The sequence below is a fragment of the Herbaspirillum lusitanum P6-12 genome (assembly GCF_000256565.1).
GTDB lineage: Bacteria > Pseudomonadota > Gammaproteobacteria > Burkholderiales > Burkholderiaceae_D > Herbaspirillum > Herbaspirillum lusitanum.
Genome location: NZ_AJHH01000225.1, coordinates 1 through 8,844, shown reverse-complemented (window position 1 = coordinate 8,844; position 8,844 = coordinate 1). Strand labels below are relative to the sequence as shown.

The following is an 8,844-nucleotide window of genomic DNA, read 5'->3' as shown; positions in this document are numbered from 1 at the left end:
GAGATCGATCTCGCCGGCGTTGAGCGCTTCCACCATCGGCGGGCCGAACGGAAATTCGTACCATTTCACCGTGACGCCATTGGACGCGAGCGCCTTTTCCAACTCGCCGCTGGCTTTGAGGATGACCAGGCTGTTGCCCTTCTGATAGCCGATGCGGAATTCCCTGGGGTAGGAAGTCGCCGGCGCGGCGGCGTGAGCGACGATCGCCGACAGGCTCAGCATGAGCGCCAGCAGCGCACCGAGGGTGCGCGTGAAGAGGAGGATGGGCATGGAGTTCCGGGCAGCGAATAAAAGTATGGTCGCTGACCATAGCACCGGCGTCGCGCAAAACTAAGCGATGTTTCTGCATGAGCTTATGCGGTGGATTTCTATGGTGGGCAGCTGAGATTTCTTGATGAAAGCGAGTTGAATCCGGAGGTTGCTTTGAGAGTTTTCTCATATCGCGGGCCAGCCCGAAAAGCGACAATCTTCTGCTTACTGCGGATGCAGTGAACGTTGCATCGCAGGCCTCACCGTCGGCGCCAGACAGCGGTGAAAAAAATGAAATAGTTTCTGAGGAAAATTATGCGGAAAATCAGAATAACGATCAAATCCATCCTGTGGATGATGTTGATTTTCGTGGGGCTATCTTGTGGAGCTGCCCATGCCGCGTCTGGATGCACAGTGATGGGCATGGCGGGGGACTCAACCATCACGATACCCAATATGACGGTCAGCCGGGATACGGCGATTGGACAAGTCATCGGGACGGCGCGATCCACCCCGCCGATTCTGCAAGTCAGCTGCACCAACTACATTCCACCGCTTACCGTCTCCGAAATTGCGGCAAGAGACATCGCGCGTGCCACTTCCACCATGTCCGTATTGGATAGCGCCGGCGTCGCCATTCCCGGACTCGGCGTGAAGATATCCAACACGTACTGCACCGGCGTAGTTGCTCAAAGAAGCACAAGGTGCTCCGGCACCGGCAGCGTCAATGACGATCCGATCGGAGTGCCGGTAAGCTATCCCGCCATCTTTCTGGAGTTCATCAAGACGGCCAACACGCTCAGCGCTGCGACCTTGGGCTCGGGCAACGTCTTCAGGATGAGTATTCCTTCGATGCCAAATACAACGCAGACGTATTCCATCGGCAATAGCGCCACCATCACCGCCAACGTCTGCAGATTCACTATTCCAGTTGCCGTCCCTCTGGGATCGCTGACGCGTGCAAGCATCGCGACCGGTACTCCTGGGCCGACGACGAGTTTCAGGCTGGAGATTGACTGTGATGCGGGTACCCAGGCCAAAGTCAGGTTCGATGTAACCGGCTCCAGTACGACGGAGGCCTCCAGCGGCCTGATCAATAATGCTGCCCCGACCGATCCGGCAGCCAATGTGCAGGTCCAATTGCTCGACAGTGCGGGCAACGCGGTCGCACTCAATGCCGACAGAAACTACGCTGCGACGTTGACCTATCCGGCGACCCTCGCCTACGGCGCGCGTATGCGGCAGAAGCCCGGCAGCGTTGCCGGCGTCGGACAGGTAAGGGCATCGGCGGTCGTCACCTTTACGTTCTTTTGATGCCATCCGGCCACGGCAAGACGGGCTTTCGCATTCATTGAGATAGTCCCGGAAGTTGCATCAGATAGTTGCCTGCATTCAGGGAAGGCCGATGTTTCTCGTGCTTGCACCGGCCCGACTCAGCCCCGGCTCCGTTTCGGGGCATAATGGCAACAATTTCATTCGTATCGCGCCCACGCGCTCCATTCCACAATGGCAACAGACCAACCACGACCAAGCGTGCACGACGAATTGGTGTCCGAACTAGTGTCGAATCGCATCCGCGCGCGCATCAAGGCTGCCGGCGTCCGCTTTCACGCCAATGACAATATCTCTGCCTTCATTGAAGACGGCGAGCTCGACGCCTTGCAGGCCGAGGTGCAGGCCAAGCTGGCCGGCGTGCTGGAGAGCCTGGTGATCGACGTCGACAGCGACCACAATACCCAGGACACCGCCAAGCGCGTGGCCAAGATGTATCTGCAGGAAGTGTTCCGCGGGCGTTATCTGCCGGCGCCGCCGGTGACGGAATTCCCCAATATCGAACGCCTCAACGAGTTGATGATCGTCGGCCCGATCACGGTGCGCAGCGCCTGCTCGCATCACCTGTGCCCGATCATGGGCAAGGTCTGGGTCGGCGTGATGCCGAATGAACATTCCAACCTGATCGGCCTGTCCAAGTACGCCCGCCTGATCGAGTGGATCATGAGCCGTCCGCAGATCCAGGAAGAGGCCGTGTCGCAAGTGGCCGGCCTGCTGATGGAAAAGCTGCAGCCGGACGGCCTGGCGATCGTGATGGAAGCCGATCACTTCTGCATGCACTGGCGCGGCGTCAAGGACACCGAGTCGAAGATGATCAACAGCGTCATGCGCGGTTCGTTCCTGCGCGACGCCAACTTGCGCCGCGAATTCCTCGCGCTCATCCGGAAAGGATAATCACCATGCTGGTTCGTCTGATCTATGCAAGCCGCGCCTGTACTCCGATTGCCCAGGAGCAGGTCGACGCCATCCTGGCGACGGCGCGCCGCCACAATCCGGCCAGCGGCATCACCGGCGTGCTGTGCCACAGCGAAGACGTGTTCGTGCAGGCGCTGGAAGGCGGCCGCGAGCAGGTCAACCAGCTATACGCACGCCTGTTGCAGGACCCGCGCCACAAGGACGTGATCCTGCTGTGCTACGAAGAGGTCGGCGTGCGACGGTATTCGTCGTGGACCATGGGCAAGGTGAGGCTGGACAAGCTCAACCGTTCACTGCTGCTGAAATACTCCAGTACCGGCGTGCTCAATCCCTACGACGTGTCGGGTTGCGCTACCGTGGCGCTGCTGGAAGAGTTGGCGGAAACCGGCGCGTTCGCAGTCCGGGATTAAGCTTCACGCGACCGCTCAGGCGATCGCTGCCGAAGCCCAGATGGTTTCCAGATTGGGCAGGTGCAGTTTGGCCGGATCCACGTGCGAGGCGATCTTGTCGCCGCTGCGCGTGGTGGCCAGGTCGATGATCTCGATCGGCAGCGGCGCCATTGTCAGAGCCGAGAAAAATACTTTCACCTTCGGCGTCAGCAGCGATCCGGGATGCTGGTCGATCACGATGCCGACCTTGCCGGATTGCATCACCACACAGGACCCGGTCGGAAAAATCCCCACGCTCTTGATGAATGCCTCGAGGATGGTCTCGTCGAAATGGCCTTGGTTGTTGGCCATGCGCTTGACCGAATGGCCCGGCTCCCAGCCCGGCTTGTAGGGCCGGTTGGAGGTGATGGCGTCATAGACATCGCAGACCGCGCCCATCTTGGCCATGATCGAAATGCTGTCGGCCTTGAGGTTGAAGGGATAGCCGCTGCCGTCGATCTTTTCGTGATGATGCAACGACACATCCAGGGCGACCTCGCCAATGCCCTCGATCTGCTGCAGGATGCCGTGGCCTTGCACGGTGTGCATGCGCACCGATGCGAATTCTTCCTCGGTCAGCTTGGCGGGCTTGTTGAGGATGTCCAACGGCACGGCCATCTTGCCCACATCGTGCAGCAGCCCGGCCATGCCGGCCTGCTTGGTCTGTTGCGGCGTCATGCCCAGCTGGTTGGCCAGCGAGATCATCATGGCGCAGACCGCCACCGAATGCAGGTAGGTGTAATCGTCGGCCGTCTTCAGGCGCGCCAGGCTGATCAGCGCGCCGGAGTTGCGCGCCACCGAGGCGGTGATTTCCTGCACCACCGGCATCGCCTGGCGAATGTCCAGCGCTTTGCCCATGCGGGTTTCGTTGAACATCGTCATGATGGCTCTTCTGGATCCGGTCAGGACGCGCGCGGCTTGCACGCGCTCCTGTTCGGCGCCGACATGGACGACGATCTTCGCTTGTTTCGGGCGGGTGGCTTCGGATGCTGTTTCAGCCGCTATTTCAGCAGTAGCGGGCGCGGCCGCTGCAGCTTTGGGCTCGTCTTCCATGACGATGTCGCGACCTTTGGTGGTGTCGATCAGGATCTGTTCGATCTTGGCGGAACGCAGCGTCTTGAGGTCTTCGTATTTTTCCAGTTTGAAGGAACCCCGCCAGAATGGATGATTCATCCACGGGCCTGGAATCTCCTGGACATACATGCCAAGGCGCAACTGATCGGGTGCAATACGCTTCAACACTTTCGGTCCTCCATGGACGCTTATTGTTGGAACTCATTTCATCAATCGGCGTGAAATGCGTTCTTATGTTGCTGCTCTGAAATACGCATGAATCCTGGACTTCCGCGAATTCACGTTCAGCGATTGCATGGCCTTATCGTAGCAGAACCTGCTCGGAATGTGGCTGTTGTATTTGTACTGCGCGAAGGCTTGGAAAAACGAAGATTACTGGTCGTTGCGGACGATCCGTGCCGTCGTGGCGCGGATCGTCCGCAAGAAGTGATGTGACTTACTTCTGCGCCGGCGGCGCGTACGGATTGGTGGTCAACAGACGCATGAAACTGGCGAGACAGGCGGCGCCCGCAAAGCCGGCGCCGAGTCCCAGTGCGATGCGCGAGCCGTGCAGTTCCGACATGCTGAAGCACAGCGCCACCAGCGCCGCGCCGATGCTCTGGCCGAACAGCCGTGCGGTGGCGACGATGCCGCTGGCGCCGCCGCTGCGATTGGGCGGCGCACTGGTCATCAGCGCCTTGAGATTGGGAGACTGGAAGAAGCCGAAGCCCATGCCGCAGACGAACATGCGCCAGGAAATTTCAAACACGCCTGGCGCGGCCGGCATCAGCGTCATCAGCATCAGGCCGATGCACAGCAGCGCCAGGCCGAAGCCGCCGAGCATGCCGGCGGGGTAGTGATCCGACATGCGCCCGGCGATCGGCGCCATGATGGCGACCGCGACTGGCCATGGCGTCATCAGCAAACCGATTTCCACTTGCGAGCGGCCGAGGTCGTGATGGAAGAAGAACGGCAGCGACACGAAGGCCAGGCCTTGCGCGGCGAACGAACACACTGCGGTGATGGCCGACAGCGAGAACATCGGCCGGCGGAACAAATCGACCGGCAGCATCGGCGCCGGATGCGAGGCTTCGCGGCGCATCAGCAGGTAGCCGCATACCAGCGCGGCGACGAATTCCAGCACGACCACGCTCGGCGCCGCCTGGTGCGCGCCTTCGCCGATGGCCATGATCAGGAGACCGAAGGCGGCGGCGTTGAGCAGCGCGCTCTTGATGTCGAAATGGTGGGTGGACTTCGGCGTGTACGGCAGCGACGGCACGGCCATCACCAGGCCGATGATGCCGAGCGGGACGTTGACGGCGAACAGCCATGGCCACGGCGCGATCGCCAGGATGCCGGAGGCGACGCTGGGGCCGATGGTGAAGGAGATGGCGACGATCAGCGTGTTGATGCCGACGCCGCGCCCGAGCGAACGGGTCGGGTAGATATAGCGGATCAGCGCGGTGTTGACGCTCATGATGCCGGCGCCGCCCAGGCCTTGCAGGAAGCGCGCGACGGTCAGGGCCGGCAGCGACCATGCGACAGCGCACAACAACGAGGCGGCCGTGAACAGCGCCAGCCCTCCTATATAGATCCGGCGATAGCCGACGATTTCGCCCAGCGCGGCCAGCGGCAGCAGCGAGACCATCATCGCCAACTGGTAGGCGGTGACGATCCAGACCGAGGCAGCCGGGGTGGTGTTGAGGTCGCGCGCCATGACCGGTAGCGCCGTGTTGGCGATGGCGGTGTCGAGCGTGGCCAGGCCGACGGCGATCAGCAGCGTGATGATGGCAATGGCGCGCTTGTCGGCGGGCAGGCCTTCGCCGGCGATGACTACAGGGTGAACGGGAGCGGCCGCGGCGGCCTTGGACTTCGACGGTTCCATTGTGATGCGCAGTAGTGGCAGAGGAAAGGGGGGGGGCGGACGACCGGCGCGCGGGCTGCTGTTGAATCGCGCGAAACGTAGCAGCAGAGCAGCAGCGCGGGCCGGCCGGAGCTGCGGTCATGATATACGGGAACCGCCGGGACTGCTGGCGAGGGCGTTTTGCGGAGGATACGAAAATATTGGCAGGGGGAGGCGGTTTCTAGTATTTTCTAGAAGATATAAGATACTTTTCTGTATCCGCCTCGTCGTTGATTACAATGATGACCCACCCTAGCGAGAAAGATTCATGCTCAAGCAAGCTGCCGTACAACAGCCGGTATCTCGTTCGCCTGCGGCCCGGCCAGTGATGTTGCCGGGTTTGTCATTCCGTCAGCTGTTGCTGGCGGCGTTCCTGTTGATCGCCGCACTGCTGAGCGGCACTTCGGTGCATGCCCTGTTCACGCTGGAGCGCATGTCCGTCCACAGCCGCGAGACCGCCGGCCAGGCCGTGCGCCTGACCGAGCAGGCGCAGCGACTGGCCGAGCGCACGGTGGCGATGGAGCGCAGCGCGCGCCAGTACTTGGTGCTGGACGATCCGGCTTTCCGCGATCGTTACGCCGAAGCGTGGCAACAAGCCAAGACCGCGCTGACCGAATTGCAGGAAGCGCTGCCGCAGACGCTGGCCGACACATTCAATTCCTGGAACAGCTACGGCGAAGCGGCCTGGACCGTGTTGCAGGCGGATCAGACGCCTGCAGTCGCAATCGTCCCTGTACCGCTGACGGGTGGCAAGCGCAAGCAGGCGGCGCGCAAGGTCGAGGCGCGCAAGCCTGACCAGCGTGCGCTGTTCCAGGCGTTCGCCCATCTGCCGGCGCTCAATGAACAACTGGCGCTGGAAAGCAAGCGCGAAGTCGAGCGCCGCAACAACGCCTTGTCCAACGATCTGGAGCAACAGCGCCAGATGCTGACGTTTCAGGTGATCGGCGCCATCGTGCTGGCGGTGCTGCTGGCATTCTGGTTTGGACTTTGGCTGTCGCGGCCGCTGGCGCGCATCGAGTTGGCGATCAATCGTCTCGGCGAAAACCGTTTCGACCAGCCGATCATCGTCAAGGGCCCGGCCGACTTGCGCCGCCTCGGCCAGCAACTGGATTGGCTGCGACAACGGCTGGCCGATCTGGAGGCGGAGAAATCACGCTTTTTGCGCCATGTTTCGCATGAACTGAAGACGCCGCTGGCAGCCCTGTGTGAAGGCGCGGCGCTGCTCGACGACGAGGTGGCCGGCAAGCTGACCGACAGCCAGCGCGAGATTTCGCGCATCCTGCGCCAGAACACGCAAGCGTTGCAGAACCAGATCGAGGATTTGCTGCGCTATAACGAAGTGGCGTTCGACGCACAGCACATCAACCGCCTGCCGGTGGATTTGCGCGCGCTCTTATATAAGGTGATCGATGACCAGCGCCTGCAATGGACGGCGCGCGATCTCAAGGTCGAAGTCGAGGGCGGCGCCCGCACGGCGGTGCTGGATCCGGACAAGTTCGCCATCGTGCTGGCCAACCTGCTGTCGAATGCGGTGCGCTTCAGTCCGCGCGGCGGCACCATCCGTTTCGTGCTGTCGGGGCATGAAGGCCGCGTGCGCATCGATTGCATCGACCAGGGGCCGGGCGTGGCGGCGACCGACACGGTGCGGATTTTCGATCCCTTCTACCAGGGCCTGAACCAGCCGCAAGGCGCACGTCACGGCAACGGCATCGGCCTGTCCATCGTGCGTGAGTACGTGCTGGCGCACAATGGCGAGGTGCAATTGGTGGCGGGCCCGGGCGGCGCGCATTTCCGCATCGAATTGCCGGATGAAAGCTGAAAACTGACAAATCATGAAATCCAGATTACTTCTCCTGCTGCTTTCCCTATTACTGGCTGCCTGCGCCACACCTGCGCCGGAAGCGCCGACCAGTACCGTCAAGCTGGTGACAACGGTGGGCGGCATGGAGGACTTGCTCGCGTATCACCAATCCTTGCGTCGCCTGTCGCCGCAGGAGCTGGGGCGCGAACTGCAGGTGCTCAACGCGCGTCATGGCGGCGGCGCCATGCTGGCAATGCAAAAAGCCATGGTGCTGGGCCTGACGCACGACGCCGGCGATCTGACCAAGGCGCTGGCGCAACTGGGCGCGGTGCTCAGTGCGACCGATTCCGATGCGACCGCCTTGAAGCCACTGGCGCAACTGCTGGTGAGCAACTACGCCGAGATGCGCCGTTTGAATGACAACGTCGACAAGGCCAACCAGCAGGCGCGCGATAGCCAGCGCCGCCTCGACCAGTTGAGCGAAAAGCTGGAGGCGCTGAAGAACATCGAGCGCACCCTGCCGGGCCAGCCAAAGTAGATCCCCTTATATAGAGCATAGAGAAGCACATCGAGATGAGCACACCGCGCCACCTGCTGCTGGTCGATGACGACGCCGATTTGCTGCAACTGCTGTCGCTGCGCCTGACCGCCAACGGTTATCGCGTCACCGGCGTGGCGAGCACCGAAGCGGCCCAGGCGCAACTGGCAATGGACTTGCCGGCGCTGGTCATCAGCGATATCCGGCTGCCGGGCAAGGACGGGCTGGCGCTGTTCGACGAGATCCGCGCGCAGTATCCGGCGCTGCCGGTGATCCTGCTGACGGCGCACGGCACCATTCCCGATGCGGTCGAGGCCACCACGCGGGGCGCCTTCGCCTACCTGACCAAACCTTACGATCCCAAGATCCTGTTGGCCAAGATCGAGCAGGCGCTGAGCCTGACCGCGTCGGTCGACGGCAATGCCGATGAAGCCTGGCGCGAAGAATTGATCAGCCGCAGTCCGCGCATGGCGGAAGTATTGTCGGAAGCACGGTTGGTGGCGGTGTCCGACGCCAGCATCCTGATCCGCGGCGAAAGCGGCACCGGCAAGGAATTGCTGGCGCGCGCGATCCATCGGGCCAGTCGCCGCGCCAAGGCGCCGTTCATCGCCGTCAATTGCGCGGC

Annotated in this window: 8 protein-coding genes and 1 pseudogene; 6 read left to right on the top strand and 3 right to left on the bottom strand. The window is 62.0% G+C overall.

Annotated elements, in window-relative coordinates; translation table 11 throughout:
• A pseudogene (locus HLUSI_RS0107410) lies at positions 1-270 on the bottom strand (sulfonate ABC transporter substrate-binding protein); the annotation flags it as partial.
• Positions 271-564: 294 nt separating this feature from the next.
• Between HLUSI_RS0107410 and HLUSI_RS0107405 the strand changes: the two are divergent.
• The 3 genes from HLUSI_RS0107405 (at position 565) to HLUSI_RS0107395 (ending at position 2,906) form a co-directional block, all read left to right on the top strand.
• Positions 565-1,563, top strand: a complete 999-nt coding sequence (locus tag HLUSI_RS0107405; RefSeq protein ID WP_016833371.1) for a fimbrial protein — start codon at positions 565-567, stop codon at positions 1,561-1,563.
• 192 nt (positions 1,564-1,755) lie between these two features.
• Positions 1,756-2,475: a GTP cyclohydrolase I gene (folE, locus tag HLUSI_RS0107400; protein WP_029363247.1), complete on the top strand. Its 720-nt coding sequence runs from the start codon at positions 1,756-1,758 to the stop codon at positions 2,473-2,475.
• A 5-nt stretch (positions 2,476-2,480) separates the two neighbouring features.
• Positions 2,481-2,906, top strand: coding sequence for a BLUF domain-containing protein (locus HLUSI_RS0107395; RefSeq protein ID WP_016833369.1), 426 nt, complete (start codon positions 2,481-2,483; stop codon positions 2,904-2,906).
• A gap of 15 nt (positions 2,907-2,921) precedes the next feature.
• On the opposite strand, the gene HLUSI_RS0107390 is transcribed toward HLUSI_RS0107395, so the two are convergent.
• Positions 2,922-4,166 (bottom strand): HD-GYP domain-containing protein, encoded by a 1,245-nt coding sequence (locus HLUSI_RS0107390; protein ID WP_029363246.1) that lies wholly within the window; start codon positions 4,164-4,166, stop codon positions 2,922-2,924.
• A gap of 268 nt (positions 4,167-4,434) precedes the next feature.
• Positions 4,435-5,862 (bottom strand): MFS transporter, encoded by a 1,428-nt coding sequence (locus HLUSI_RS0107380; protein WP_016833366.1) that lies wholly within the window; start codon positions 5,860-5,862, stop codon positions 4,435-4,437.
• Positions 5,863-6,208: 346 nt separating this feature from the next.
• On the opposite strand from HLUSI_RS0107380, the gene HLUSI_RS0107375 reads away from it, so the two are divergent.
• The 3 genes from HLUSI_RS0107375 to HLUSI_RS0107365 form a co-directional block, all read left to right on the top strand.
• Positions 6,209-7,699 (top strand): sensor histidine kinase, encoded by a 1,491-nt coding sequence (locus tag HLUSI_RS0107375; RefSeq protein ID WP_016833365.1) that lies wholly within the window; start codon positions 6,209-6,211, stop codon positions 7,697-7,699.
• Positions 7,700-7,712: 13 nt separating this feature from the next.
• A complete protein-coding gene (locus HLUSI_RS0107370) occupies positions 7,713-8,219 on the top strand; it encodes a hypothetical protein (protein WP_029363244.1) in 507 nt (168 codons plus the stop codon).
• Positions 8,220-8,254: 35 nt separating this feature from the next.
• The coding region (locus tag HLUSI_RS0107365) for a sigma-54-dependent transcriptional regulator (RefSeq protein WP_016833363.1) at positions 8,255-8,844 on the top strand (590 nt) is incomplete at its 3' end.